At 73.9% G+C, this 24,783-nt stretch carries 24 protein-coding genes; 11 read left to right on the top strand and 13 right to left on the bottom strand.

The window, feature by feature from the left end:
- The first annotated feature begins 14 nt into the window (after positions 1-14).
- The 3 genes from J2X68_RS20610 to J2X68_RS20600 are packed head-to-tail and all read left to right on the top strand — an operon-like array spanning position 15 to position 2,277.
- Positions 15-782, top strand: a complete 768-nt coding sequence (locus tag J2X68_RS20610) for a 5-oxoprolinase subunit PxpA (RefSeq protein ID WP_310433997.1) — start codon at positions 15-17, stop codon at positions 780-782.
- A 2-nt stretch (positions 783-784) separates the two neighbouring features.
- Positions 785-1,411, top strand: coding sequence for an allophanate hydrolase subunit 1 (locus J2X68_RS20605; RefSeq protein ID WP_310434030.1), 627 nt, complete (start codon positions 785-787; stop codon positions 1,409-1,411).
- Entirely contained in the window at positions 1,408-2,277 is an 870-nt protein-coding gene (locus tag J2X68_RS20600) for a biotin-dependent carboxyltransferase family protein (protein ID WP_310433996.1), read from the top strand. Before J2X68_RS20605 ends, J2X68_RS20600 begins: the two co-directional genes overlap by 4 nt.
- 33 nt (positions 2,278-2,310) lie before the next feature.
- Here the strand turns inward: J2X68_RS20600 and J2X68_RS20595 are convergent, their stop codons facing one another.
- The 5 genes from J2X68_RS20595 to J2X68_RS20575 form a co-directional block, all read right to left on the bottom strand.
- Entirely contained in the window at positions 2,311-3,366 is a 1,056-nt protein-coding gene (locus J2X68_RS20595) for an SGNH/GDSL hydrolase family protein (protein WP_310433995.1), read from the bottom strand.
- Positions 3,363-4,613 carry a glycosyltransferase gene (locus J2X68_RS20590; RefSeq protein WP_310433994.1) on the bottom strand — a complete coding sequence of 417 codons (1,251 nt, stop codon included), beginning with the start codon at positions 4,611-4,613 and terminating at the stop codon, positions 3,363-3,365. The genes J2X68_RS20595 and J2X68_RS20590 overlap by 4 nt, the downstream gene beginning before the upstream one ends.
- On the bottom strand, positions 4,610-5,737 hold the full coding sequence (locus J2X68_RS20585) for a glycosyltransferase family 1 protein (protein ID WP_310433993.1): 1,128 nt from the start codon (positions 5,735-5,737) through the stop codon (positions 4,610-4,612). The genes J2X68_RS20590 and J2X68_RS20585 overlap by 4 nt, the downstream gene beginning before the upstream one ends.
- Positions 5,738-5,955: 218 nt before the next feature.
- Positions 5,956-7,377 carry a HEAT repeat domain-containing protein gene (locus J2X68_RS20580; RefSeq protein WP_310433992.1) on the bottom strand — a complete coding sequence of 474 codons (1,422 nt, stop codon included), beginning with the start codon at positions 7,375-7,377 and terminating at the stop codon, positions 5,956-5,958.
- A gap of 323 nt (positions 7,378-7,700) precedes the next feature.
- The gene (locus tag J2X68_RS20575; protein ID WP_310433991.1) at positions 7,701-8,093 is read right to left on the bottom strand and encodes an ankyrin repeat domain-containing protein; all 393 of its coding nucleotides are present in this window, start codon (positions 8,091-8,093) and stop codon (positions 7,701-7,703) included.
- A gap of 263 nt (positions 8,094-8,356) precedes the next feature.
- Here J2X68_RS20575 and J2X68_RS20570 point away from each other — a divergent pair, with 263 nt between their 5' ends.
- Both J2X68_RS20570 and J2X68_RS20565 read left to right on the top strand, forming a co-directional pair.
- Entirely contained in the window at positions 8,357-8,551 is a 195-nt protein-coding gene (locus J2X68_RS20570; protein WP_020128927.1) for a hypothetical protein, read from the top strand.
- Positions 8,552-8,592: 41 nt separating this feature from the next.
- Positions 8,593-10,269: a hypothetical protein gene (locus tag J2X68_RS20565; RefSeq protein ID WP_310433990.1), complete on the top strand. Its 1,677-nt coding sequence runs from the start codon at positions 8,593-8,595 to the stop codon at positions 10,267-10,269.
- A 30-nt stretch (positions 10,270-10,299) separates the two neighbouring features.
- Here J2X68_RS20565 and J2X68_RS20560 read toward each other — a convergent pair whose 3' ends face one another.
- Complete coding sequence (locus J2X68_RS20560; RefSeq protein ID WP_310433989.1) at positions 10,300-11,799, bottom strand: PLP-dependent aminotransferase family protein; 1,500 nt, start codon at positions 11,797-11,799, stop codon at positions 10,300-10,302.
- Positions 11,800-11,898: 99 nt separating this feature from the next.
- Here J2X68_RS20560 and J2X68_RS20555 point away from each other — a divergent pair, with 99 nt between their 5' ends.
- From J2X68_RS20555 to J2X68_RS20540, 4 genes are all read left to right on the top strand, one after another.
- Positions 11,899-12,585, top strand: a complete 687-nt coding sequence (locus J2X68_RS20555; protein WP_310433988.1) for a hypothetical protein — start codon at positions 11,899-11,901, stop codon at positions 12,583-12,585.
- Positions 12,582-13,349 (top strand): glycerophosphodiester phosphodiesterase, encoded by a 768-nt coding sequence (locus J2X68_RS20550; RefSeq protein WP_310433987.1) that lies wholly within the window; start codon positions 12,582-12,584, stop codon positions 13,347-13,349. The genes J2X68_RS20555 and J2X68_RS20550 overlap by 4 nt, the downstream gene beginning before the upstream one ends.
- A 52-nt stretch (positions 13,350-13,401) precedes the next feature.
- The gene (locus J2X68_RS20545; protein WP_310433986.1) at positions 13,402-14,775 is read left to right on the top strand and encodes an MFS transporter; all 1,374 of its coding nucleotides are present in this window, start codon (positions 13,402-13,404) and stop codon (positions 14,773-14,775) included.
- Between the two features lie 278 nt (positions 14,776-15,053).
- A complete protein-coding gene (locus J2X68_RS20540) occupies positions 15,054-15,428 on the top strand; it encodes an RNA polymerase-binding protein RbpA (RefSeq protein WP_020128921.1) in 375 nt (124 codons plus the stop codon).
- Positions 15,429-15,643: 215 nt separating this feature from the next.
- Here J2X68_RS20540 and fxsA read toward each other — a convergent pair whose 3' ends face one another.
- The 4 genes from fxsA to J2X68_RS20520 all read right to left on the bottom strand — a co-directional run bounded on the left by fxsA (position 15,644) and on the right by J2X68_RS20520 (position 19,831).
- The gene (gene fxsA, locus J2X68_RS20535; protein WP_310433985.1) at positions 15,644-16,189 is read right to left on the bottom strand and encodes an FxsA family membrane protein; all 546 of its coding nucleotides are present in this window, start codon (positions 16,187-16,189) and stop codon (positions 15,644-15,646) included.
- 46 nt (positions 16,190-16,235) lie between these two features.
- Positions 16,236-17,072, bottom strand: a complete 837-nt coding sequence (locus J2X68_RS20530) for a polyprenol monophosphomannose synthase (RefSeq protein WP_310433984.1) — start codon at positions 17,070-17,072, stop codon at positions 16,236-16,238.
- Between the two features lie 634 nt (positions 17,073-17,706).
- Complete coding sequence (locus J2X68_RS20525) at positions 17,707-19,323, bottom strand: amidohydrolase (RefSeq protein ID WP_310433983.1); 1,617 nt, start codon at positions 19,321-19,323, stop codon at positions 17,707-17,709.
- A 67-nt stretch (positions 19,324-19,390) separates the two neighbouring features.
- On the bottom strand, positions 19,391-19,831 hold the full coding sequence (locus J2X68_RS20520) for an Lrp/AsnC family transcriptional regulator (protein WP_310433982.1): 441 nt from the start codon (positions 19,829-19,831) through the stop codon (positions 19,391-19,393).
- Positions 19,832-20,107: 276 nt separating this feature from the next.
- Between J2X68_RS20520 and J2X68_RS20515 the strand changes: the two genes are divergently transcribed.
- Complete coding sequence (locus J2X68_RS20515) at positions 20,108-20,563, top strand: hypothetical protein (protein ID WP_310433981.1); 456 nt, start codon at positions 20,108-20,110, stop codon at positions 20,561-20,563.
- Between the two features lie 536 nt (positions 20,564-21,099).
- Here J2X68_RS20515 and J2X68_RS20510 read toward each other — a convergent pair.
- The gene (locus tag J2X68_RS20510) at positions 21,100-22,275 is read right to left on the bottom strand and encodes an acyl-CoA dehydrogenase family protein (RefSeq protein WP_310433980.1); all 1,176 of its coding nucleotides are present in this window, start codon (positions 22,273-22,275) and stop codon (positions 21,100-21,102) included.
- A 252-nt stretch (positions 22,276-22,527) separates the two neighbouring features.
- On the opposite strand from J2X68_RS20510, the gene J2X68_RS20505 reads away from it, so the two are divergent.
- The gene (locus tag J2X68_RS20505) at positions 22,528-23,769 is read left to right on the top strand and encodes a glycosyl hydrolase family 18 protein (RefSeq protein WP_310433979.1); all 1,242 of its coding nucleotides are present in this window, start codon (positions 22,528-22,530) and stop codon (positions 23,767-23,769) included.
- Positions 23,770-23,863: 94 nt separating this feature from the next.
- On the opposite strand, the gene J2X68_RS20500 is transcribed toward J2X68_RS20505, so the two are convergent.
- Together J2X68_RS20500 and J2X68_RS20495 are read right to left on the bottom strand one after the other, a co-directional pair.
- Positions 23,864-24,523, bottom strand: coding sequence for a TetR/AcrR family transcriptional regulator (locus tag J2X68_RS20500; RefSeq protein WP_310433978.1), 660 nt, complete (start codon positions 24,521-24,523; stop codon positions 23,864-23,866).
- A gap of 74 nt (positions 24,524-24,597) precedes the next feature.
- Positions 24,598-24,738: an SCO1431 family membrane protein gene (locus J2X68_RS20495; RefSeq protein ID WP_310433977.1), complete on the bottom strand. Its 141-nt coding sequence runs from the start codon at positions 24,736-24,738 to the stop codon at positions 24,598-24,600.
- Between the last annotated feature and the right edge of the window lie 45 nt (positions 24,739-24,783).

Here is a 24,783-nt window from a genome sequence, read left to right as displayed (position 1 = left end):
GATACGAAGGAACCATGACCGCGACGACCGCGATGGATCTGAACGCCGACCTCGGCGAGGGCTTCGGCCGCTGGCAGCTGACCGACGACGAGCGACTGCTGTCCGTCGTCAGCAGCGCCAACGTGGCCTGCGGCTTCCACGCCGGGGACGCGGTCACCATGCGACGGGTGTGCGACCTGGCCGTCGAGCGGGGCGTGACGATCGGCGCGCAGGTCTCCTACCGGGACCTGGCCGGGTTCGGCCGGCGCGCCATGGACGTGCCGCCCGACGAACTGGCCGCCGAGGTGGCCTACCAGATCGGCGCCCTGGAGGTGTTCGCCCGGGCGGCGGGCGCGCGCGTGGCGTACGTGAAGCCGCACGGCGCGCTCCACAACCGGGTCGTGCACGACGAGGAGCAGGCCGGCGCGTTGGTCGACGGCGTGCTCCTCGCCGACGCCACGCTGCCCGTGCTCGGGCTGGCCGGGTCGCGTCTGCTGGAGCGGGCCCGGGAGGCGGGGCTCCCCGCGATCCCGGAGGCCTTCGCGGACCGCGCCTACACCGAGGAGGGCACGCTCGTCCCCCGCGGGCGGGCCGGGGCCGTGATCACCGATCCGGACGCCGTCGTGGAACGGTCCGTGCGGCTGGCGCGCCTCGGGCAGATCACGTCCCGGGCCGGATCGTCCGTCGACGTACAGGCGCGTTCCCTGTGCCTGCACGGCGACACGCCCGGCGCGGTGGAGCTGGCCCGCCGGGTCAGGCGTGGACTGGAGCAGTCGGGCGTACGGGTGGAGGCCTTCGCATGAGCGTGCGCGTGCTGTCCGTCGGCGACGACGCCCTGCTCGTCGAGGTGGGGTCGGGCGCGGAGGCCGAGGCCCTGCACGCGGAGCTGCTGCGTCGCCGCGAGGCGGGTCTGCTCAGCGCGCGCGAGATCGTCCCGGCGGCCCGGACCGTCCTCCTCGACGGTCTGACCGATCCCGGCCGGCTGGCGTCCGAGCTGGCCGCGTCCGACGTACCGCCCGCTCCCCCGCGTGAGCAGCCGGCCGTGGAGATCCCGGTCCGTTACGACGGCCCGGATCTGGCCGACGTCGCCGCCCACTGGGGTGTCCCGGAGGCGGAGGTGGCCCGCATCCACGCGGTCACCGAGTTCCGGGTCGCCTTCTGCGGGTTCGCGCCCGGCTTCGGCTATCTCACCGGCCTGCCTCCGCGTTACGACGTGCCGCGCCGGGCCACCCCGCGCACCGCCGTGCCGGCCGGCTCGGTGGCGCTGGCGGGACCGTACACGGGCGTGTACCCGCGTTCGTCGCCGGGCGGCTGGCAGCTGATCGGCACCACGGAGGCGGTGCTGTGGGACCACACGCGCGTGCCGGCCGCGCTGCTGTCGCCGGGCACACGCGTGCGCTTCGTCCCGGTGGGACCGATGGGCGCCCCATGAGCGACCGCGCACTCTTCGTCGTCCGGGCCGGGGCGCTCACCACGGTCCAGGACCGGGGCCGGCCGGGGCACGCGCATCTCGGCGTGCCCCGTTCCGGCGCTCTCGACCCGCCCGCGGCGGCCCTCGTCAACCGGCTGGTGGGCAACCCGCTCGACGCGGCCGTCCTGGAGACCACGCTCACCGGCTGCGCCCTCAGGCCGCGTTCCGACGTGACCCTGGCGGTCGGCGGCGCTCCCTGCCGGGTCACGCTGGACGGCCGGCCGGTCGCCTGGGGGACACCCGTGCGCGTGCGCGCCGGGGCGGTGCTGGACGTCGGGCCGGCCCTCTCCGGGGTGCGCGCCTACGTGGCCGTGGCGGGGGGCATCATCGTCGAGCCGGTGCTCGGCAGCCGGTCCACGGATCTGCTCTCCGGTCTCGGTCCCGCGCCGCTCACGGACGGCATGGTCCTGCCGCTGGGGCGCGACCTCCTCCCGCACACGCGTGTGGACGTCGCGCCGCACCCTGCGCCGCCGGCCGAACTCGTGCTGCGGGTGACGCTCGGCCCGCGGGACGACTGGTTCACGCCGGACGCGCTCCGCGCCTTCACCTCGCGGACCTTCCTGGTGTCCTCGGCGAGCAACCGCATCGGGCTGCGCACCGAGGGCCCCGCCCTGGAGCGCGCCCGGAGCGGTGAGCTGGCGAGCGAGGGCATGGTCCTGGGGGCCGTGCAGGTTCCGCCCGCGGGCCGGCCGGTCGTCTTCCTGGCCGATCACCCGACCACCGGCGGCTACCCGGTGATCGGGGTCGTCCGCGCAGGCGATCTCGCGGCGGCGGCCCAGGCCGTGCCCGGCACGCCGGTGCGCTTCGTGGCCGTACGCCGCAGGTGACGCGGACGCGGCCGGCGTCGGCCGCTCCGGGCGTCAGGCGGCGTCCGGCCGCCGCTCCGCCACGGACAGCGCGGCGAGCGCCGCGGACACCGCCGCGGAGGCCCGCAGATCGAGGCGGGCGCTCGTCCCCCGCGCGCGGTGCCGCAGCTCGTCGGCGGCCAGCGTGAGCAGTTGCGGGAGCAGGTCGGTGCACCGCCGGGCCACCCATCCGGTGCCCGCGGTCGCCAGCCACCACAGGCTCGCCGAGGTCGTCGGCGCCGGGAATTCGGGCTCGGGCGAGGGTGCGGGCCCGGTCGCGAGGCCCGCCTCGGTCAGCACCGCGTGGAAGCGCAGGGCCAGTTGCCGGTGCCCTCGCTCCCCGGGGTGGAGCCGGTCCGCGCTCCACATGGCCCGGTCCGTCAGCCAGGCGCCCTGCGCGGCGTGCAGGTGGACGGCGCCGTAGCGCTCGGACAGCGCGTGCACGACGGCGTCGACCGCGCGCTGCCGCCGGGCCAGCGGGCGGGCGAGTGCCCCGGGCAGCCCCAGGGCGCCGCCCGGGTCCGGCAGGCACGCGGTGAGCAGGACCGCGCCCTGCTCGGCGAAGGCGGCGTAGACCGTGTCGAGCCGGGCGGCGACGGCATGGATGTCGAAGGTGCAGCGGAGGGTGTCGTTGACGCCGACGACCACGGAGACGAGGTCGGGCCGCAGCTCCAGCCCGGCCGGAAGCTGCCGTTCCCGCACGTCCCGCGTCTGAGCGCCGCTGACCGCGAGGTTGACGAACTCGACGGACTCCAGGGGCTCCGGGGGTTCCACGGCCTCCAGCGGTCCTCCGGGTCCCCCGCATCCCCCGGGCACCTCGGCAGCCGCAAGCCCGTCGGCGCCCGCCGGCCCCTCGGCGCCCGTGGACTCCTCGGCTCCCGCGAGCCCTTCGACCTCCGCAAGCCCGTCGGCTCCCGCGAGCCCCTCGCCGCCGGCCGCCCGCTCGGCGCCCCGGGGGTCGACCAGCCCGGGGGCGAGCAGGGCGGCCCAGCCGCGCCATCCTCCGTCCACGGGGTCCCCCACGCCCTCGGTGAGCGAGTCCCCGAGGGCGACGAAGCGGACGCGTCTCATGCGAGGCCTCCGGGCGCGAAGGGACGAGCGGGGGCGGTCACCGGCGTCGTGACCGAGGGCGGTGCGTCGTGGGCCGCGAGGAAGGCGTCGACCGCCGTACCCCAGCCGAAGCACTCCGCACGCGCGCGTGCGGCCTCCCGGCGGCCCGCGAGGGGGCGCTCCAGCAGGTTCTCCACGGCGTCCGCGAACGCCTCCCCCCGGTCGGCAGCGGTGGCCCCCGCGGCGCCGATCACCTCGGGCAGCGCCGAGGAGGCGCTCGCCACGACGGGGGTCCCGCACGCCATGGCCTCCAGGGCGGCGAGCCCGAACGTCTCCGCGGGCCCGGGGGCCAGGCACACGTCGGCCGAGGCCTGGAGCGCCCCGAGCGCCCCGCGGTCGGCGACGTGCCCCAGGAACGTCACCGGCAGCCCGCGCTCACGGGCCCGCTGCTCCAGCCGGGGCCGCAGCGGTCCGTCGCCCGCGACGACCAGGACCGCCCGCGCACCGCGCCGCAGCAGCGCCTCCAGGGCGTCCAGCGCCGTGCCGGGCCGCTTCTCCACCGACAGGCGGGTGCACATCACCAGCAGGATCTGGTCCTCGCGCGCGTGGCGGGCCCGCAGACCGGCGTCCCGCAGGGCGGGGTGCCGTTCGACGAGGTCGACGCCCAGCGGTGCCCGCACGACGTTGCGCGCCCCGATCCGCACGAACTCCCGCTCGGCGAACTCGGTGGTGCACACCACGCGCGCGTACGTGTGCGCCGTACGGACGTTGAGCGCGTCGGCGGCGCGCCGGGCCGCGCCGTCCGGCACCCCCCAGGTGCGCAGGACGCCGTCGGCGGTCTCGTGGGAGACCATCAGGGCGGGGACGCGGGCCCGCCGCGCCCACTTGCCGGTCCAGCGCAGTGTCGTGCGGTCGGAGACCTCCAGGCGGTCGGGGGCGAGCCCTTCCAGCAGCCGGGCGACCCGGCGCTTGTCGGTGAGGACGCGGTAGCCGCCGGTGCCGGGCAGCAGCGGCCCCGGCAGGGTGATCACCCGCCCCTGCTCGGTGCGGCGGTCGCTCTCCCGCTCGCCGGGAACGATCAGGACCGGCTCGTGACCGGCCGCGCGATAGCCCTTGCCGAGTTCTCTCAGGGCCGTGCGCAGCCCGCCCGACGCCGGGGCCACGAAGTTGGCGAGCCGTACGATCCGCAGCGGCCCGGCGCTCGTGGCGACGGGCCGGGCCGGGCGGTTGCCGCCGTCGTCGCCGCTCAGGGCGGTCGCGCCGCTCATGCCGCCACCACCGGCCGGCGCGCGGCGAGCACGTCCTCGTAGTGGCCGAGGAGCCGGTCGCCGACGGCGGCCCAGGTGCGTCCCTCGACCGTGGTCCGCCCGGCGGCGCCGTAGGCGGCCCGCCGCGCGGGGTCGGCCGCCAGCGCCGCCACCGCGTCCCGCACCGCGTCGGCGTCCCGGGGCGGGACGAGCAGGCCGGTGCGCCCGTGGGCGACCAGGTCCAGCGGGCCGCCCGCGGCGGGCGCGACCACCGGGACCCCACTGGCCATGGCCTCCTGCACGGTCTGGCAGAAGGTCTCGAAGGGGCCGGTGTGCGCGAACACGTCCAGCGAGGCGAAGATCCGGGCGAGGTCGTCGCCGGTGCGGCCGCCCAGGAAGACCGCGCCCGGCAGGGTCTCCTCCAGGCCTGCCCTGCTCGGGCCGTCGCCCACCACCACGACCCGGACGCCCGGCAGCCCGCAGACGCCGGCCAGCAGCTCGACGTGCTTCTCGGGGGCGAGGCGTCCGACGTAGCCGACGATCAGCTCGCCGTTCGGGGCCAGTGCGCGGCGCAGTGCCTCGTCGCGGAGGTCGGGGCGGAAGCGCCGGGTGTCCACGCCCCGCGGCCACAGCTTCACCCGGGGCACCCCGTGCGTGTCCAGGTCGTGCAGGGCCGCGCTGGAGGGGGCGAGGGTGAGGTCGGCGGCGGCGTGGACGGACCGTATCCGGCGCCAGGCGGCTGCCTCGCCGGCGCCCATGTAGGTGCGGGCGTAGCCGCCGAGGTCGGTCTGGTAGACGGCGACGGCGGGGATGCCGAGCCGGGCGGCGGCCGCCATGCCCCGGACGCCGAGGACGAACGGGCTGGCCAGGTGGACCATGTCGGCCCGGTGCTCGGCGACGGCGGCGGCGACGCGTCGGCTGGGGAGGGCGACGCGGACCTGGGGGTAGCCGGGGAGCGGAAGGGAGGGGACCCGGACCACGGGGCAGGGCGCTCCGGCGTCCGGCCCGGTCCCGGCGGCGGTGGCCGGGGCGAGGACGACGGGGGTGTGACCGCGATCGACGAGGTGCCGGGCGGTCTGGAAGGCGCAATGGGCCACGCCGTTCACGTCGGGGGGAAAGGATTCGGTCACGATGACGACACGCATACCCGTGTTGTCGCCGCCCCGGACGTGGACGCGTCAAAGTGGATCTTTCCGCACGACGAACGTCCCGTGAGCGTTGCGCTGCGCAGCCGGTGCTCGCTCGATACGGACCGCGCAGGTCGGACGGTGTCCATGCCGGTCGGCACGGCAGGGCCGTCGGGTGTTCATGCGCCGGACCGGCCGCCGCCAGGCTCCCCTCGGGCGGCGGCCGGTCCTCGCGTTCACATCGCGGACGCGGCGTCCGGCCCGATCCGGCTGCGTACGGCCGTCTGGACCTCCGCCTCCTCGGCGGGATCGGCGGCGAGCCGGCGCAGCCGCTCCACGACCCGGGCATCGCCGGTCTCGGCGTGCCGGGCGGCGATCTCGCGGGTGCCCTCCTCGCAGTCCCACAGGCACTCGACGGCGAAGCCGGTGGCGTAGGACGGGTCGGTGGCGGCGAGGGCGCGGGCGCAGCGCCCGCGCAGATGGGACGAGGCCGTCTCGCGGTAGATATGGCGCAGCACGGGTGCCGCGCAGACGATGCCGAGCCGTCCGGCGCCGTCGACGAGGGTCCACAGGCTCGGCGAGTCACAGCCCTCGCCGCGTACGGCCTCGCGCAGCGCGCCGAGGACGAGGTCGCTGTCCTGGGTGCCGCCCCGGCAGGCGAGCATGCGGCCCGCCGCGGCGCCCAGGGCGTCCGGCCGGTGGGCCCAGCCGCGGGCCCGGTCCACGGCGGCGACGCTGCGCATGCGTTCGAAGGCGTCGACGGCGGCCTCGACGACGGGTGTCGAGCCGGTGACCACGGCCTGTTCGATCAGGACGAGGGCGTCGGGGTCGTTGAAGTCGGCGAGGTAGCGCAGGGCGGTGCACCGGGCTCCCTCGGTGCCGTCCTTGGCCGCCTGCACGATCTCGGCGCGGTCCTCGGGCCCGGCCACGGCGGAGAGGCAGCGGGCGGCGGGGACATGGAGCGCGGCTCCGCGTTCGACGCCCTGCTGGGCCCATTCGAAGACGGCCCGGACGCTCCAGCCCGGGCGCGGTCCGCTCGGACTCATCTGGCGTTGCCAGCGGTCGAAGCAGCCGGCCTCCTGGGCGGCACGCACGCGTGCGGAGACGTACTCGCGGGGGTCCTCGGCCCACAGCCGCCAGGGCCGTGGCTCGAAGGCGTCCCGTACGGCGGCGGCGAGTTCGGCCTCGCCCTCGGCATCGGTGGCGAACCGGGCGAGCACGGGCGCCGCGAGGGCCCGCAGACCGGCGTCGTCGTCCCGCAGCGCGAGTTCGTCCAGGGCCCAGGCCCAGTTGGCTCCCGAGGCCGCGTACCGGCGCAGCAGGACCAGGGCCTCCCGTCTGCCGTAGGAGGCGAGGTGGCCGAGGACGGCGAGGGCCAGGCCCGTGCGTGACTCCTCGGTGTCGAAGGAGTCCTCGACGTCGAAGAGGTGGGCTTCGATCTCGTCGAGTTCGCCGTGCAGATCGAGGTAGAGACGGGCGTAGTAGAGGGAGCGGTTCTCCACCTGCCAGTCGTGGCGGGGATCCCGCAGCACACAGTGGTTCAACGCCGCGAGCGCCTCGGCCCGCGGGGCGGTGAGCGCGTGCAGCGTGCCGTCGCCGCGGCCCCTCTGGAGCAGGCCGAGCAGCGTACCGCTGGGCGCTATGACCGGATCGAACATGGGAAACAGCCTCACATCAAGCGTCGACGCAACCGGGGACGTGCATTACCTGGCCGCGTGACAACACGTCGGGGCGCCCGCCGTTTCCTGCTTGCTGTAGACCATTTTCCTCTGCCTCTCGTCGGTGGCCCATGCGGACCGCATCACGGCCCGCGCGGTGCGGCAACACCTGCCCAGCCATCGCGTCCGTGAATCACGACGTCATGATGACCCGGCTGTTCTACCTGCCGCGACCGAAATTTCCGGCGGCCTTGTACCGCCTCCCCCGTGGTCGTCGATTTTCCTGGTCAGGAACTTCCTTCGGCCTGCTCAGGACCGTCGGCTCAGCGCACGCCGAACAGGTCCAGCAGCTCCGCCCTGCCGAACATGCGAGCGGTGTCGACGGCGGACGGTGTCCCCTGGGAGGGGTCCGCGCCGGCCTCCAGCAGGACCTTGACGACGTCCGTCTCGCCCTTGAAGGCCGCCCCGGCGAGCGGGGTCTGGCCTCGGTCGTTGATCCGGTCGGCCTCGGCGCCGCGGGCCAGCAGGGCCCGGACCGCGTCGGCGTGGCCGTGGTACGCGGCGAGCATCACCAGGGAGTCGCCGCGGTCGTTGGTGAGGTTGGCCGGAACGCCCGCGTCGACGTACGCCACGAGCTCCTCGGTCCGACCCCCGCGGGCCAGATCGAAGATCTTGGTCGCCAGCTCCACGACCTCGGGGTCGGGGCCTTCGCTCATCGGCCGGTCCGCCTCTCACTACAACCGTTCAGGTGAATCGCCAGCGTACTGGCTCGCCGGAAACATGGCCGGTCCCCTCTGCGGCAAAGATCACGGACAGCCACGTTCGACGCAATTCTCCTGCTCAGGCGACCCATCAGGCCTTCCGCCAGCCGGGGGAAATCAGCCGTATTTCACCCAGTTGCACCTTTTATAGTATGGATACATCCTGTGATCCTGGAAGTACTCATGGTGACTGTCCCCCGCGAACCAGGAGAACCCAAATGATCCTGTCCATGTCAGGCGTAGTGCTGCTCGGCATCATCGTCTTCCTCTTCTTCCGAAAGGACGGGCTCAAGGCGTCGCACGCCGTGGTCTCGGCCCTGTTCGGGTTCTACATGGCGAGCACGGCCATCGCCCCGAGCATCAAGGCAGGCGGCGAGAGTCTGGCGAGCCTCCTCGGCGGCATCAAGTTCTGACGCCGCCCGTCCCGTCCGTACGCACCTCACAGGAGACAGCAGTGGCACGGCGCCCCCTTCCCAGCATCCTGAGCACAGGCAGCGCGCAGATCGCCCGGAGCCGGGAGCTGGCCCGGACGGCGGCCGACAGCGCCACCGATGTCCTCCATCCGCTGATCACGATCACCCGCGGACTGCGCCGGCTGGCCTCGGCCGGGCGGCGCAGGTGGGCCGAGACCCCCAAGGACAAGCGCGGACCGCTGCTGTTCCTGGCGGCCTCGCTGATCCTGGTCGTGGTGCTGGTGCCGTACGGCCCGCTGCTCGCCGTCATCACCCTGATGGCGGCAGCGGCCTGGCAGGGCAGGGACCGCACCCCACCGGCTCCCGAAGGCCCCGACGAGTCGCAGATCCAGCGGCTCCAGGTGCTGTACGAGGCCCTGGTCCCGTACTTCTCGACGGCCGACGATCCCGCTCCCCTGTACGCCCACGGCGGCGACTGGGAGACCGTCTTCCCGACGCAGGAGTTCGACGACTCGGGCCGCGTGGCCCTCCTCGTGATCCGCTACCCCGCGTTCTTCCCGGACGGGGAGGCCGCCGCACGCGCCCGGATCGAGCAGCTGCTCGCCGCGAAGTCCGGCCGTGGCCGCGAATACCACTTCGTCTGGGACGAGGAGGGCAACGAACTCACCCTCAGCGTCCTCGCCCCCCTCCCCACCGACTTCGCGGCCCAGCGTTTCGTCACCGCCCCCGGCGAGACGGTCCTGGGTTTCACCGACCCCTCCGGGGTCCAGCGCACGCTCCCCCTCGCCCACGGCGAGGAGCGGCGTGACGTCCCGCCGGTGGTCTGGCGCACCGGCGTCCGCTCCACCGAGCCGCATCTGCTGGCGGTCGGCCAGCCCGGCAGCGGCACCTCCACACTCCTGCGCTCCATCGCCCTGCAGGCCCTCCCGCACGGCGAGGTCCTGGTCATCGAGGGCGGCGGCACCGGCGAGTACGCCTGCCTCACCGGCCGGGACGGCGTCCTGGCCGTCGAGGTCGGACTGGCCGGGGCGCTGGCCGCCCTGGAGTGGGCGGTGCAGGAGACGGAGCGGCGGCTCGTCGCCGCCAACCACGCCCGGCAGGCCGGCGACCCGCCGCCGGACGACACCCGGCACCCGCTGTGGATCCTTCTGGACCGCCCCACCGCCTTCACCCACCTGGCCGACACGGACGGCCACACGGACCCGCAGTCCCTCCTCCAGGTCCCCCTCCGGCACGGCCGCGCGGTCGGGGTCACGGTGGTGGTGGCCGAGCAGTTCGACGCCCTGGACACGCTGAGCGACGCCGTACTGCAGCACACCCGCGCGCGGGTCGCGCTCGGACCTGCGACGAAGCAGCAACTGGAGGCGGTCCTCGGCGCGCCCCCGCACACCACGCCCGTCGACCACGTCCCGCCGGGCCGCGGCTACGCCCGGCTCGGATCGGGGCCGGTGCACCGGCTCCAGGTCCCGGCGACCCCGGACCCGTACGACGACGCGACGAGCGACGCGCATCGGCAGGCGGTGCTGGACCTCCTGCCGCCGCGCTCCGCGCCGGCCGACACGCAGACGTTGCCGCCGGTACCGGCCGAGGTGGTGCTCACCAAGACCGGGGAAGCGGACGCCGGGACCGCGAAGGCCGCGGAGGCCGACGCCCCGGACGCCGACGCGATGGCGGCCCGCCCCGTGGGCGCGGAGCAGGTGTCGGGCGCGGGCGGGTGACCGCCCCCGCCGCCCCCGTGGCGCGCGCTGCTAGGCGACGAAGGTGCGCGGCCCCTCGGCGCCCACCGTGCCGCCGCTCTCGACGATCCGGGCCGCGGCCGCCAGCCGGGCGGCCGCCTCCTCCGCCACCGCGCCTCCCACGGTGAACGGCAGCCGCACATACCCCTCGAAGGCGCCGTCGACGCCGAACCGCGGCCCGGACGGCACCCGCAGGCCCACCCGTTCCCCGGCCTCGGCGAGGCGCGACCCGGAGAGTCCCCCGGCCCGCACCCACAGCGTCAGGCCGCCCCGGGGCACGGCGAACTCCCACTCCGGAAGCTCCCGGCGCACCGCCGCGACCAGGTCGTCCCGGTTCTGCCGGGCCTGGTGGCGGCGCAGCTCGACCGCCTGCTCCCAGCCGCCGGTGCTGAACAGCCAGTTCACCGCCAGCTGTTCCAGCACCGGCGTGCCCAGGTCGGCGTAGGCGCGTGCCGCGACGAGGCTGCGGATCACGTCCGGGGCCGCCCGCACCCAGCCGATGCGCATCCCGGCCCAGAAAGCCTTGCTCGCCGACCCCACCGTGATCACCGTCGACCCGGCGGGGTCGAAGCCGCACACGGGCCGGGGCATCTCGACACCGTCGTCGAGCCACAGTTCGCTCATGGTCTCGTCGGCGACCAGGACGGTCCCCGCGGACCGGGCCGCCTCCACGAGTCGGCGCCGCTGGTCCTCGTCGGCGAGCGCGCCGGTCGGGTTGTGGAAGTCGGCGACGACGTAGGCGATGCGCGGCGCGGCCTCGCGCAGGACCTGGCGCCAGCGGTCCATGTCCCACCCGGCGAGGCCCTCGGCCATCGCGACGGGCACCAGCCGGGCGCCCGCCTCGCGCATCAGCTGCAGGATGTTGGCGTAGGAGGGCGACTCGACGGCGATGCGCTCGCCCCGTCCGCCGAACAGATGACAGATGGCGTCGATGGCTCCCATCGCGCCGGTGGTGACCATGATCTGCTCGGGCATCGTCGGAATGCCGCGCGCGGTGTACCGCTCGGCGATCATCGACCGCAGCGCGGGCAGGCCCGCCGGATAGTCGCCGTGCGTGTGGGCGTACGGGGGCAACTCCTCCAGCGCGCCCCGCACCGCCCGGGTGAGCCAGGGTTCGGGCGCGGGCAGCGCCGCGCAGCCCAGGTCGATGATCGAGCCGAGGGCCTCGGGCGGCAGGGGTTCCAGGCCGCGCGCCGGAACCGGGTTGCCCGCCGGGACGGCCGTCCAGCTGCCCGCGCCGCGCCGGGACTCCAGGAACCCCTCGGCGCGCAACGCCTCGTAGGCGGCGGCGACGGTCGTACGGCTCACGGACAGGGAGAGGGCCAGTTCCCGCTCCGCGGGCAGGCGCGCGGCGACGGGGACGCGGCCTTCCAGCACCAGCAGCCGGATGCCGTCGGCGAGCGCCCGGTAGGCGGGCGGCCGGCGCGTTCCGGGGCCGGCCGGGCGGTCCTGCTGGGACTTGAGCAGCCGAGCCAGCTGCGCGGCCCCGACCGCAGAGGTCCACTGCGCCATGATTACCAGTCCACCTTCCCCGAATTGGCCATGGATGCCATCGGCTTCCCCGCCACAGAGTGTCACGAGCCAGGCCACCACGACCACCAGGGGGACCCCTTGTCCGAGCCGCCACCGCAGGAACCGGCCCCGCGGGACGGGCACGGCCACCTCGCCCGCCGACTGATCCAGCTGTACGCCGGTCTCGCGCTCTACGGCGCCAGCTCCGCGCTCCTGGTGCGGGCGGGCCTCGGCCTCGAGCCCTGGAACGTGCTGCACCAGGGCCTGGCCGAGCTGACCGGCCTGACCATCGGCGTCGTGTCCATCGTCGTCGGCGCGGCGGTCCTGCTGCTGTGGATCCCGCTGCGCCAGCGCCCGGGCCTGGGCACCGTCTCCAACGTCTTCGTCGTCGGCCTCGCGATGGACGGCACGCTCGCGTACGTCCCCGCAGCGCACGGTCTCTCCGTCCAGGTGCCGCTGCTGCTGACCGGGATCGTCCTCAACGGCGCGGCCACCGGCCTCTACATCGCCGCCAGCTTCGGGCCGGGCCCGCGCGACGGGCTGATGACGGGGCTGCACCGGCGCACCGGACGCTCGATCCGGCTGATGCGGACGGCCGTGGAGGTGGCGGTCGTGGTGACCGGATTCGCCCTCGGCGGCACGATCGGCGTCGGCACCCTGCTCTACGCGGTGACGATCGGCCCGCTCGCCCAGCTCTTCCTGCGCATGTTCGCCGTCCCCGCGGCATCGGGCGGCAGCACGGTCGTTGCCACCGGGACACCCCGGGGAGCCATACTGCGTCCGTGACCAGCCTCCTGTCCCACCCGTATCTCGACCATCCGGGGCCCATCCCGTTCGCCCACCGCGGCGGGGCCGCGGACGGCCTGGAGAACACCGCCGCGCAGTTCCGGCGCGCGGTCGAGGCGGGTTACCGCTATATCGAGACCGATGTGCACGCCACACGGGACGGCAGACTCGTCGCCTTCCACGACGCGACGCTGGACCGGATGACCGACGGCGCGGGCCGCATAGCCGATCTCCTGTGGTCCGACGTCCGCCACGCGCGCGTGGCGGGCAAGGAGCCGGTGCCGCTCTTCGAGGAGCTCCTGGAGGCCTTCCCCGAGGTGCGGTGGAACGTCGACCTCAAGGCGGAGCCCGCGCTGCACCCGCTGCTCGACCTGATCGCCCGGACCCGCGCGTGGGACCGGGTCTGCGTCGGCTCGTTCTCGGAGGCGCGGGTGGTGCGGGCCCAGCGGTTGGCCGGGCCGCGCCTGGCGACCTCGTACGGCACCCGCGGCGTGCTCGACCTGCGGTTGCGGTCCTGGGGCGTGCCGGTGGCGCCGCGCCGCTCGGCGGTCGCCGCGCAGGTGCCCGAGAGGCAGTCGGGCGTCCAGGTGGTGGACCGCCGCTTCGTCCGGGCGGCCCACGCGCGCGGGCTCCAGGTGCACGTGTGGACGATCAACGATCCGGATCGGATGCACCGGCTCCTGGACCTGGGAGTCGATGGCATCATGACCGATCACATCGACACGTTGCGCGAGGTCATGAAGGACCGCGGCGTCTGGGTCTGACCTCGGGCCCGTCGCCCGCGCGCGGCTGCGGCAGCGGGAAGCGAGGGCACGGGTGGACATCGACACCGTGCGGACGGCGGAGTCCGACGAGACCGCGGGGCGGCGGCGCGAGCAGCGCGGCTGGTACTTCTACGACTGGGCGTGCTCCGTCTACTCGACGAGCGTGCTCACCGTGTTCCTCGGCCCCTATCTGACCTCGGTCGCCAAGCGGGCGGCGGACGCCGACGGGTATGTGCATCCGCTCGGCATACCGGTGCGGGCCGGTTCCTTCTTCGCGTACTCGGTGTCCCTGTCGGTGATCGTGGCCGTGCTGGTGATGCCCCTGGTGGGCGCGGCCGCCGACCGCAGCGGCCGCAGGAAGCCCCTGCTGGGCGCCGCCGCCTACGCGGGCGCCGCGGCCACCACCTGCATGTTCTTCCTGGGCGGCGACCGCTACCTGCTCGGGGGCGTGCTGCTGATCGTGGCGAACGCGGCCCAGTCGGTGGCGATGATGCTCTACAACTCCTATCTGCCGCAGATCGCACCGCCCGAGGAGCGCGACGCGGTCTCCTCCCGGGGGTGGGCCTTCGGCTACGCGGCGGGCTCGCTGGTCCTGGTCGTCAACCTGGTGCTCTACCTCGCCCACGACTCGTTCGGCGTCTCCGAGTCGATGGCGGTGCGGATCTGTCTGGCCTCGGCCGGTCTGTGGTGGGGCGGCTTCACGCTGATCCCGCTGCTGCGCCTGCGCGACCGGCCGGCCGCCGCCCCGGAGGCGATATCCGGGGCGGACCGGACGGGCCGCACGGCCCCCGGGCTGCGTCAGCTCGCGGCGACGGTCCGCGACATGCGCCGCCACCCGCTGACCCTCGCCTTCCTGCTCGCGTACCTGATCTACAACGACGGCATCCAGACCGTCATCTCCCAGGCCTCGGTCTACGGCTCCGAGGAACTCGGCCTCAGCCAGTCCACGCTGATCGGGGCCGTCCTGCTGGTCCAGGTGCTGGCCGTGGCGGGCGCCCTGGGCATGGGGCGTCTGGCCCGCACGTACGGGGCGAAGCGCACCATCCTCGGCTCCCTGGCGGCCTGGACGCTCACCCTGGGCGCCGGCTACTTCCTGCCCGCCGGGGCGCCGGTCGGCTTCTTCCTGCTGGCGGCCGCGATCGGCCTGGTCCTGGGCGGCAGCCAGGCCCTGTCCCGCTCCCTCTTCTCCCACCTGGTCCCGCCGGGCAAGGAGGCCGAGTACTTCTCGGCGTACGAGATGAGCGACCGCGGGACGAGCTGGCTCGGCCCGCTCCTCTTCGGGGTCACCTACCAGCTGACCGGGAGCTACCGGGACGCGATCATCTCGCTGGTGGTCTTCTTCGTCGTGGGTTTCCTGCTGCTCGCCCGGGTGCCGGTACGGCGGGCGATCGGCGACGCGGGGAACCCCGTGCCCGAGAAGATTTAGCACTCAAGGCGAAAGGGCGGTAGTGTACGCGTTTGGCCTGCCAGGCGTACCGTTACTGCGCGTCAAAGATGCCGAAACGCTGGGTGACATCTCCTTTCAGATGTGACAAACCGGGCGCCGGTGGGTACTGCACTGGTTGACAAGACCGCGGCTACGACGGCGACGCATGACCCGGAACGGGACTCCGAACGGGAATCTTTACCGCCGACCGGACGTTGACCGGATGACGACGACAGCGACACCTGTCCTGTGGGCGACAAGCCCGGGAGGCACGATTCATGAGTGAGCGAGCTCTTCGCGGCACGCGCCTCGTGGTGACCAGCTACGAGACGGACCGCGGCATCGACCTGGCCCCGCGCCAGGCCGTGGAGTACGCATGCGAGAAGGGGCACCGATTTGAGATGCCCTTCTCGGTCGAGGCGGAGATTCCGCCGGAGTGGGAGTGCAAGGTCTGTGGAGCCCCTGCACTCCTCGTGGACGGTGACGGCCCTGAGGAGAAGAAGGCCAAGCCCGCGCGTACGCATTGGGACATGCTGATGGAGCGGCGGACCCGCGAGGAACTCGAAGAGGTCCTCGAGGAGCGGCTCGCCGTTCTGCGGTCCGGTGCGATGAACCTTGCGGTGCATCCCCGCGACAGCCGCAAAAGCGCATAACCCTGCGGGGCAGTGACCCGCTTCCGCAGCGCACGACAACGACCGCGGGCGCCGTACGTGAGATACGTACGGCGCCCGCGGTCGTCGTGCTGCCCGCCGTGGGGATCGCGGTGCGGAGGGCCTGGTCGGGACGGGGTGAGCGCATCGCGTCACCGCAGGCCGACCCGGCCCCCCCCGGGGTTCGCCTCCCTGGCCGGCCGGTCAGGACCCGTGGCTCACGGCTCGTCCCTGACGACCTCGCCCTGGATGACCTCGCCCTGCACCACCTTGCCGTCCGGGCGGTGGATGCGGGCCTGCTGGAACGCGTCCCCCAGGGTGCCGGGCGTGGCCGCGGACGCCCGCAGCCTGCGCTCCCCGTAGCCGCTGACCGCCTTCTGGACCGGCGGGAGTAGCAGGAGCAGGCCGATCACGTCGGAGGCCAGGCCCGGGATCATCAGGAACAGGCCGCCGAGCATCATGAGACCGTTGCCGCCCCGGCCGGAGGAGGTGGTGCCGCGTTGGAGCGCCTCGTTCAGGTTCTGGAAGGCCCGGCGCCCCGCGCGCTTGATCACCACGGCGCCCAGGACGAACCCGGCGGCCAGGAGCAGGAGCACCACCAGCCCGCTCGTCGCACCGGCGACCACGGTCAGCAGCCAGATCTCCAGCACCAGCCAGGCGGCGAGCGACAGCGGCAGGAACGTCCGCAGACGGGAGCGGCGGGGCTGCTGGGCGGAGGGCCGGCCGGATGTCTGGTACGCGGGGGTCGGAGAGCCAGTCGTCATACTCCCAGTGTGCCCGCAACGGGCTCAGAGCGGGATAAGGGGACGATCAGCCGTCGCTGTGAGACCTGGCGGGCGCCTCCGGGCGCTGCGGCTGGTCGGCGCTCCGGCCCGTGATCTTCCCGACCCGCTCCCCCACACCCCAGGCGGTGACCCGCCACAGGGCCTCGACGAGGATGTCCCGGCTCATCTTGGAGTCACCGTGCTCACGCTCGACGAAGGTGATGGGGACCTCGATGACGTGGAAGCCGGCCTTGACGGCACGCCGGGCGAGGTCGACCTGGAAGCAGTAGCCCTGGGAGGCGACCTCCTCCAGGCCGAGGCCCTCCAGGGTCTCGCGGCGGAAGGCGCGGTAGCCGCCGGTGATGTCCCGCAGCGGGAGGTCGAGGGCGAGGCGGGAGTAGAGGCTGCCGCCGCGGGAGATGACCTCACGGGACTTGGGCCAGTTCACCACCCGGCCGCCCGGCACCCAGCGGGAGCCCAGGACCAGGTCGGCGCTCTTGAGCGCGGTGAGCAGGCGGGGCAGTTCCTCGGGCTGGTGGGAGCCGTCGGCGTCCATCTCGATCAGCACGCCGTAGCCGTTCTCCAGGCCCCAGCGGAAGCCCGCGAGATAGGCGGCGCCGAGGCCCTCCTTGCCCTTGCGGTGCAGGACCTGGACCTGGTCGTCACCGACGGCCAGCTCGTCGGCCAGCTTGCCGGTGCCGTCGGGGCTGTTGTCGTCGGCCACGAGGACGTGGGCCTCGGGGACGGCCTTGCGCACCCGGCCGACGATGGCCTTGATGTTCTCCGCCTCGTTGTAGGTCGGGATGATCACCAAGGCCGTGCCGAGCGGACCGAACTGCCTTCCTCGGTCCTGTGCCGCGAGGGTCCCGTCGCCGTCGTTCACTACTGCCCCTTCAAGTCCGTACGCAGGGGACCACCATAGTGGCCGCCGCCTGCGATGACGTGACAGGACGTACGAACACCGGTGTCGAACCCGCGAAAGCGGGGTAAGAACGCGCCTTTGGGCTTGTATGTACGCACCTGCCCCGTGAGGGGGGGGAGTACAAGCCCGAGCGAAAACGGGAACGGGTGAGAGCGAGCCGGGTGGGCGCGAGCCGGACGGGCGCGGGTCGACTGCGGATGGGGGCCCGGCGCTCTTCGGGCCGGCCCGGGACCCGCTGGCTGCGGGTCGACCGAAAGCCGTTGTCTACTGAGCGCCCGGGCCCCATCCGGGTCACACCTCCCCGACCGGCCGGAACGTTCCCTCGCTGCGGCGCGGGCGCTGAGCCTGGCTGCCAGTGGCGGTGCGCCGGTACGGCTCACCGTCGCTGACCCAGCGGCGCCGCGGCGAGTGCGCGGGCGTTCCCCGGACGGGGCGTCCGGTGGTGGACTACGCCGAACCTACCGGCCCCCCGCCATCGGCTGTCAACAGCCTCGTGACCTGCGGATCTTCCGTCAATGCGCAGGTCAGCGCGGACAAGACGCCGGGCGCATGTCGGCGGGCGGACGGGTGATCTTCACCGGGCCCGACCGGGAGATCACTCGCTCGGCCGCAGGAAGACGGTCCGGCCGCCCACCACCGTGCGCAAGCACACGGGGAGGTCGACGCCGGGGGTCAGATCCGGCAACCCGGGGGTGCCGGAGCGGGGGTCGGTGGACCAGCGGGCGACCCGGTCGTCGGGGGCCTGGACGACGAGCGCGTCCGTGCGCCAGACCGCGTAGTCGGCGGGTGCGCCTGGGACGAGCACGCCCGCGTCGTCCCGGCCGATCGCGCGCCAGCCGCCGCGCGTGTGGGCCGTGAAGGCGGCGCGGGCGGACACCCGGTGCTCGGGGGTGCGGTGGAAGGCGGCGGCGCGGACCGTGCCCCAGGGGTCGAGGGGGGTGACCGGGCTGTCGGAGCCGAAGGCGAGCGGGACGCCCGCGCGCAGCAGGGCCGCGAAGGGGTTCAGGGTGCGGGCCCGCTCGACGCCGAGGCGCCGGGCGTACATGCCCTGCTCGCCGCCCCACAGGGCGTCGAAGGCGGGCTGGACGGAGGCGGTGAGGCCGAGTTCGGCGAAGGCGGCGATCGTCTCGGGCGTGAGCATCTCCGCGTGTTCGACGCGGTGCCGGGCGGCGCGGATCCGGGCGAGGCCGACCTTCTCCGCGGCGGCGCGCACCCCCTCGACGACGGCGGTCACGGCGGCGTCGCCGATGGCGTGGAAGCCCGCCTGGAGGCCCGCCTCGGTGCAGACGGTCACGTGCTCGGCGACCGCGGCGGAGTCCAGGTAGGCGGTGCCGGTGTGGCCGGCGTCCGTGTAGCCGTCGTGCAGACAGGCGGTGTGGGATCCGAGGGCGCCGTCCACGAACAGGTCTCCGGCGGCGCCGAGCGCGCCCAGCTGCCGGGCCTTGTCGGCATCCCGCTCGGCCCAGTAGCCGACGACCCTGGGGCCGGGCTCCTCGGCCGCGAGGCGCAGGAGGTCCGTGAAGTCGTCCTCGGAGGAGATCTCGGGTCCGCCGCACTCGTGGACCGAGCCGATACCGAGGGAGGCGGCGTGCGCGAGGGCGGCCCGCTGGGCCTCGGCGCGCTGGGCGGGCGTCACGGCTGCGAACGCGGCGGCGCGGACCGCGTGATGGGCGTCGCGGGTGAGCGGCGCGCCGTCCTCGAAGCCGGGTTCGGCGCGGGCCCCGGGCGTCCGTTCCAGCAGGGCGGTGGTGACCACGGCCGAGTGGACGTCGATCCGGCTGAGGTAGAGCGGCCGGCCGCCCGTCGCCTCGTCCAGTTCGTCCCGTCGCGGCGGGCGGCCCTCCGGCCAGCGGGAGGCGTCCCAACCGTGCCCGAGCAGCACCTTGTCCCGCGGGCGGGCCGCCGCGAAGGACCGTACGAGGGCGAGGGCGGCCGTCAGGGAGGGGGCGGAGGAGAGGTCGAGGCCGGTCAGCGCGAGGCCGGTGGAGGTGGTGTGCACATGGGCGTCGGTGAACGCCGGGGTGACCAGGGCGCCGTCCAGGTCGACCACCTCGTCGACGCCGTCCGCGAAGGCGTCGGCGGCGCCTTCGGAGCCGACCCAGGCGACCTGTCCTCGTTCGACGACCATCGCGGTCGCGAACGGGTCGGCGGGGCTGTGTACCTCTCCTCGGCGGAGCAGGACGGTCTTCGGCTCGGCGGTGCGCTCACTCATGGGTAACAGTCTCGCGCCTCGCCCGGACCGCTCGGGACGGGACCCCCTCGGATCGGCGGGGATCCGCTCAGATGCGGGGCGGCCGGGCCTCGTACGGGGTGGACAGCACGACCGTCGTGCGGGTCGAGACGCCGGCGAGCGCCCGGAGCCGTCCGAGCAGCTCCTCCAGCTCGTGCGGGGTGGCCACGCGCACCTTGAGGATGTAGTTCTCGTCGCCTGCCACGCTGTGACAGGCCTCGATCTCCGGTACGCCGGCCAGTCGCTCGGCGATGTCGTCGGGGGCGCTGGGGTCGAACGGTTTCACCGAGATGAAGGCGGTCAGGGGCAGCCCGACGGCGTCGGAGTCGACGACGGCCGCGTAACCGCGGATCACACCGCGCTGCTCCAGTCGCCGCACCCGTTGGTGCACGGCCGAGGTGGACAGGCCCGTGGCCTTGCCCAGATCGGTGTAACTCATCCGCCCGTCCTTGACGAGCAGCTGCACGATTTGTCGGTCCAGCTCCTCCATGACGCAAGAACTTACCGTGCGGGTGATCTCCGCGTATACCTATGCAGCCCAGGTCATAGCCGGTTCGTGATGTGGCCGGGAGCCGACGGCGGACGCAGGCGGTCCGCCCGGGGCTCGACCGGATCACGAGGCACCTGCAAGTGGCATGTGACGAATGCCACAGCGATCGCCAACTCTTCGTGATGTCCTCGTGATTACCGCCGAGACGGGGCGGGAAGTGCTTGCTGTGGTCGAGGCCGCAGTGCCTTCACGGCCCAGCACGAGGGGGAGAATCCCATGCAGAGTGTCAAGCGCCCTGGTCGCACCGCGCCCAAGCGGCTCCAGTCCGTCGTCGAACCCGAGCCGGAGGGCGTCGAACCCGACGCCGACCACTCCGACGGCTTCGACGACGCCGAGCACGTCGACGCGTACGACACCTTCGAGATGTACCGGGTGATCTGCCCGGACTGTGCGCAGCCCATCGCGCTGCTGGCGGACGAGGAGGTCCTGCCGGAGCACGCGCTGTGCGCCTCTCCGTGGAACCCCTTCGGGCTGACGGTCTGCGCCGGGACGGGACGCAAGGCCTCCGAGGCCCGGCCCGCGGACGAGTCCGTGGAGCTCCAGGAGCAGGACAGCGCGCTCCTGTTGACGCTCCCTCAGGGGCTGGACTGGCGCACGCAGCCCTTCTCGCACGTCGGCGGCCCGGGCTCGCGCCCGATGCGGGTGCCGTCGATGCGCCGCCTGGCCGCCTGAGCGCCGTTTCCGCGCCCGGCTCACCGGTCCGACTCCCGTAGCCGCCCCGCACCACGGCCGGCAGGTCGCCGTGGTGCGGGATCAGTGCGTCCGCGGCGGCCGGGCAGCCGACGCGGGCGAGGTGCGCCCGCCGGGTGGGTGAAGCGCGGCCACCCGCGGCAAACCCGTTGCCCCGTAAGGGATCTGACGGTGCGCACCCCGTGGCCGGTCGGCCTGACGCGGCTCGGGCGGAAAAGGGGGCACTCCCCGAACTCACGCTCGACCGCGCCTGCCGGTGACCTGTCCGGTGGCTCGGCGTTGGCCTGGTATGACCCTCACCCAGTCGGTCGCGCCCGGGCGTCACCGCCAGCTCTTCGTCCCCGCGCGTCCGCAACCCGTCCGGGCAGAATCGGTTCCGCTGGCCCCGCCGCCCCCGCAGGACCCGCCCATCTACCGCGACCTCCTGCGCACCTGGGCCGACCGGGGCCGCACGCTGCCGGGGCGCCACGATCCGGAGTGGGTACGACTGGCGGCGCCGCAGGTCAGGCCGGGGCAGTTCAGCGGGTATCCGGACCCAGGAGGTGACGGGCGATGACCATCCGCTGGATCTGGTTCGTGCCCTCGACGATCTGCAGGACCTTGGCCTCGCGCAGGTAGCGCTCCACGGGGAAGTCGGCGGTGTAGCCGTACCCGCCGAGGACCTGGACGGCGTCCGTGGTGACCTGCATGGCCGCGTCGGTGCAGTGCAGCTTGGCCATGGCCGCCTGCCGGGCGAACGGCCGTCCGGCGTCCCGCAGCCGCGCGGCCGCGAGATACAGCGCCCGGCCCGCCTCGATCCGGGTCGCCATGTCGGCGAGCAGGAAGCGCATGCCCTGGAAGTCGGCGATCCGCCGCCCGAACTGCCGTCGCTGCGTCGCCCACGCGACGGCCTCGTCGAGAGCCGCCTGGGCCACGCCGACCGCGCAGGCCGCGATGCCGAGCCGCCCCGAGTCCAGCGCGGCCAGGGCGATCGCGAAGCCCTGGCCCTCGTCGCCCAGGCGCCGGTCGTCGGGGATCCGCACCCCGTCGAAGTGCACCTGGGCGGTGGGCGAGCCCTTCAGCCCCATCTTGCGCTCGGGCGCCGCGACGCTCAGTCCCGGGGCGTCGCCGGGCACCAGGAACGCGGTGATCCCGGACGCGCCCGCCCCGCCGGTCCGGGCCAGGACCGTGTAGAAGTCCGCGAGGCCGGCGTGGGTGATCCAGGCCTTGGTGCCGCTGATCACCCAGGCCCCGCCGCCCTCCCGTACGGCCCGGGTCCGCAGCGAGGCCGCGTCCGACCCGGCGGACGGCTCGGAGAGGCAGTACGCGCCGAGCTGCCCGCCGCCCAGCACGGCGGGCAGGTGGGCAGCCCGCTGCGCGTCCGTGCCGTGGGCGGCGAGCGCGTAGGAGGCCAGCGTGTGGACGCTGACGCCCAGCCCCACGGTGAGGCGGGCCGCGGCGAGCTCCTCGACGACCTGGAGATACACCTCGTAGGGCTGGTCGCCGCCGCCGTGCGCGGAGTCGTACGGCAGGCCGAGCAGTCCCGATGCGGACAGCAGGGTGAACAGCTCGCGCGGGAACCGCCCCGCGTCCTCCTCCTCGGCGGCGGCCGGAGCGATCTCGCGCCGGGCGATGTCACGCACCAGCGTCATGAGTTCCCGGGCCTCTGCCGTGGGCAGGCTGCGGTCCACCGGGGACGGCGCGCGATCGGGCATGGCGGCTTCCTCCTCCCGGACCGACCAGCGGCTTCGCGCTGTGAGTATGCCCGCGGGACACCGCCGCCGCACGGGCGCGGCGGCGACGGGACGGCAGGACGGCCGGGCGACGGCGACGGGACGACAGGACGGCGGATTGGTCCGAACCATTGACCGTAGTGGTCTAGTCCTCCTACCGTTTGGCTCCGACGCTTCTCCGCGTTCATGCCAATCGGCGTGCGATCGCCTCTCGTCCCTGCGAGGAGACACCCGATGCACACCCCGCCCCGTCCCCGCGCCCGGTTCCGGACGCTGCTGTCCGCCGCCTGCTGCGCCGCGCTCGTCGCCGCCCTGCCGGTAGGCGCGGGCACCGCCACCGCCGCCGGACCCCGCCCCGCCGCGGCCCACGCGAACGGCTCGAAAGTCGTCGGCTACTTCACCGACTGGGGCATCTACGACCGCCGGTACTACGTCAGGAACATCGAGACGTCGGGCTCGGCGGACCGGCTCACGCACATCAACTACGCCTTCGGCAACGTCACCGACGGCAAGTGCGCCCTCGGCGACTCCTGGGCGGACACCGACCGGCCGTTCACCGCCGAGGAGTCCGTCGACGGCGTCGCCGACACCGCGGACCAGCCGCTCAGCGGCAACTTCAACCAGTTGCGCAAGCTCAAGAAGCTGCACCCGAAGCTCAAGGTCATCTGGTCGTTCGGCGGCTGGAGCTGGTCGGGCGGGTTCGGCGAGGCGGCCAAGGACCCGGCGGCCTTCGCCAGGTCCTGCCACGACCTGGTCGAGAACGCGCGGTGGGCGGACGTCTTCGACGGCATCGACATCGACTGGGAGTACCCCAACGCCTGCGGCCTCACCTGCGACACCAGCGGCCGCGCGGCCTTCCGGGACGTCATGAGGGCGCTGCGCGCCGAGTTCGGCGGGCGCGAGCTGGTCACGGCGGCGATCACGGCGGACGCGAGCGCCGGCGGCAGGATCGAAGCGGCGGACTACGGGGGCGCGGCACGCTACGTCGACTGGTACAACCCGATGACGTACGACTACTTCGGCACTTGGGCGGCCACCGGTCCCACGGCGCCGCACTCGCCGCTGACCTCCTACCCGGGCATCCCGCAGCAGGGCTACGACACCGCGGCGACGATCGACAAGCTCAAGAGCCTGGGCATCCCGTCGCGGAAGCTGCTGCTCGGCATCGGCTTCTACGGGCGCGGCTGGACCGGCGTCACCCAGGCGAAGCCGGGCGGCACGGCCACCGGCCCGGCGGCGGGGACGTACGAGGCCGGCAACGAGGACTACAAGGTCCTCAAGGTCACGTGCCCGGCGACCGGCAGGGTCGGCGGCACCGCCTACGCCAAGTGCGGGAACGACTGGTGGAGTTACGACACCCCCGCGACCATCGCGACGAAGATGACGTACAAGTCCCGGCAGGGGCTGGGCGGCACGTTCTTCTGGGAGCTGAGCGGGGACACCGCCGACGGTGAGCTGATCCACGCGATCAAGTAGCCCGGTCACGGGGCACCCGGGGCGGGGGACCACGAGCCTCCGCCCCCGGTGCGTCCGCCTCGCGTGCGGCTCCTCGGGCGTCGCCCGGCGGGCGTCAGTCCTCGCGGCGGGCCGGCTCCGGGGCGGCGAAGGCGGGGTCGAGTTCCTCGACGGCGCGCAGGGCGCCGCCCAGGGTCTTCACCAGCAGATCGCCCATCACCTCGCGGGAGAGTTCGGGGCGGGCGAGCCACTCCAGAGTGGCGCCCTCGACGCTGCACACCCAGGCGAGCAGGCCCATGCGGGGCAGCGCCGGGATGTCGCTGCGGCCGTACGCGCCCTCGGCGATGGTCGCCACGATCGCCGCGCGCACCCCGTCCCGGATGGCGTGCACCTCGGTGTCGAAGCCGACGCCACCGCTGACGATCGTGCGATAGGCGGCCGTATTGTGCTCGGCGTAGCGCAGATAGCTGTCGATGGTGCGGTGCACCCGGTCCACCTGCGGGAGTTCGAGGCCGCTCGCCGCGAAGGTGACCAGATCGGCGACGGAGTCCTGGATGATCGCCAGGTAGTAGCCGCGCTTCGACTGGAAGTAGTAGTAGATCAGCCCCTTGGCGACGTGCGCCTGCCGGGCGATGTCGTCCATCGAGAGCGCGTCGTAGGACGTGTCGGCGAACAACTTCCGCCCGATGGAGATGAGTTCGGCGCGGCGCGCCAGTGAACGCTCGGTGCCGCGTGCCCGGGGACGGGCAACTTCGCGCTGATCACTGATATTCAATTTCGACCCTGGTCTCGGGCGGTCGGCGGGACATCCGCAGTATGTCAGGTCAACCGTGCGTCAGGACACGCCCGTCACAGCAGCCCGAGCTGGGTGACCAGCATCGCGACGACGGCGACGAGGACCCAGCCCATGACGTGCTCGACGATCTTCGGGCCGTCGGTCTCGGGGCCGCCGGTGCGGGCGCGGGTGACGGTGGCTGTCTGTGTGGTCATCGTGTCTCGCTGAGGTCGACGTACAGGTGGCCCCCCACCGGCTCC

It is taken from the genome of Streptomyces sp. 3330 (assembly GCF_031456635.1).
Classification (GTDB): Bacteria; Actinomycetota; Actinomycetes; order Streptomycetales; family Streptomycetaceae; genus Streptomyces.
The sequence above is the reverse complement of the archived record's forward strand: the minus strand, read 5'-3'. Positions and strand labels throughout refer to the sequence as shown.

What these genes read in the sequence shown, in the direction of transcription:
- J2X68_RS20610 (WP_310433997.1), top strand. Translation starts at nt 15, where the DNA reads ATGACCGCGACGACCGCGATGGATCTGAACGCCGACCTCGGCGAGGGC.
- J2X68_RS20600 (WP_310433996.1), top strand. Translation starts at nt 1,408, where the DNA reads ATGAGCGACCGCGCACTCTTCGTCGTCCGGGCCGGGGCGCTCACCACG.
- J2X68_RS20595 (WP_310433995.1), bottom strand. Translation starts at nt 3,366, where the DNA reads ATGAGACGCGTCCGCTTCGTCGCCCTCGGGGACTCGCTCACCGAGGGC.
- J2X68_RS20590 (WP_310433994.1), bottom strand. Translation starts at nt 4,613, where the DNA reads ATGAGCGGCGCGACCGCCCTGAGCGGCGACGACGGCGGCAACCGCCCG.
- J2X68_RS20585 (WP_310433993.1), bottom strand. Translation starts at nt 5,737, where the DNA reads ATGCGTGTCGTCATCGTGACCGAATCCTTTCCCCCCGACGTGAACGGC.
- J2X68_RS20580 (WP_310433992.1), bottom strand. Translation starts at nt 7,377, where the DNA reads ATGTTCGATCCGGTCATAGCGCCCAGCGGTACGCTGCTCGGCCTGCTC.
- J2X68_RS20575 (WP_310433991.1), bottom strand. Translation starts at nt 8,093, where the DNA reads ATGAGCGAAGGCCCCGACCCCGAGGTCGTGGAGCTGGCGACCAAGATC.
- J2X68_RS20570 (WP_020128927.1), top strand. Translation starts at nt 8,357, where the DNA reads ATGATCCTGTCCATGTCAGGCGTAGTGCTGCTCGGCATCATCGTCTTC.
- J2X68_RS20560 (WP_310433989.1), bottom strand. Translation starts at nt 11,799, where the DNA reads ATGGCGCAGTGGACCTCTGCGGTCGGGGCCGCGCAGCTGGCTCGGCTG.
- J2X68_RS20540 (WP_020128921.1), top strand. Translation starts at nt 15,054, where the DNA reads ATGAGTGAGCGAGCTCTTCGCGGCACGCGCCTCGTGGTGACCAGCTAC.
- fxsA (WP_310433985.1), bottom strand. Translation starts at nt 16,189, where the DNA reads ATGACGACTGGCTCTCCGACCCCCGCGTACCAGACATCCGGCCGGCCC.
- J2X68_RS20525 (WP_310433983.1), bottom strand. Translation starts at nt 19,323, where the DNA reads ATGAGTGAGCGCACCGCCGAGCCGAAGACCGTCCTGCTCCGCCGAGGA.
- J2X68_RS20520 (WP_310433982.1), bottom strand. Translation starts at nt 19,831, where the DNA reads ATGGAGGAGCTGGACCGACAAATCGTGCAGCTGCTCGTCAAGGACGGG.
- J2X68_RS20515 (WP_310433981.1), top strand. Translation starts at nt 20,108, where the DNA reads ATGCAGAGTGTCAAGCGCCCTGGTCGCACCGCGCCCAAGCGGCTCCAG.
- J2X68_RS20510 (WP_310433980.1), bottom strand. Translation starts at nt 22,275, where the DNA reads ATGCCCGATCGCGCGCCGTCCCCGGTGGACCGCAGCCTGCCCACGGCA.
- J2X68_RS20505 (WP_310433979.1), top strand. Translation starts at nt 22,528, where the DNA reads ATGCACACCCCGCCCCGTCCCCGCGCCCGGTTCCGGACGCTGCTGTCC.
- J2X68_RS20495 (WP_310433977.1), bottom strand. Translation starts at nt 24,738, where the DNA reads ATGACCACACAGACAGCCACCGTCACCCGCGCCCGCACCGGCGGCCCC.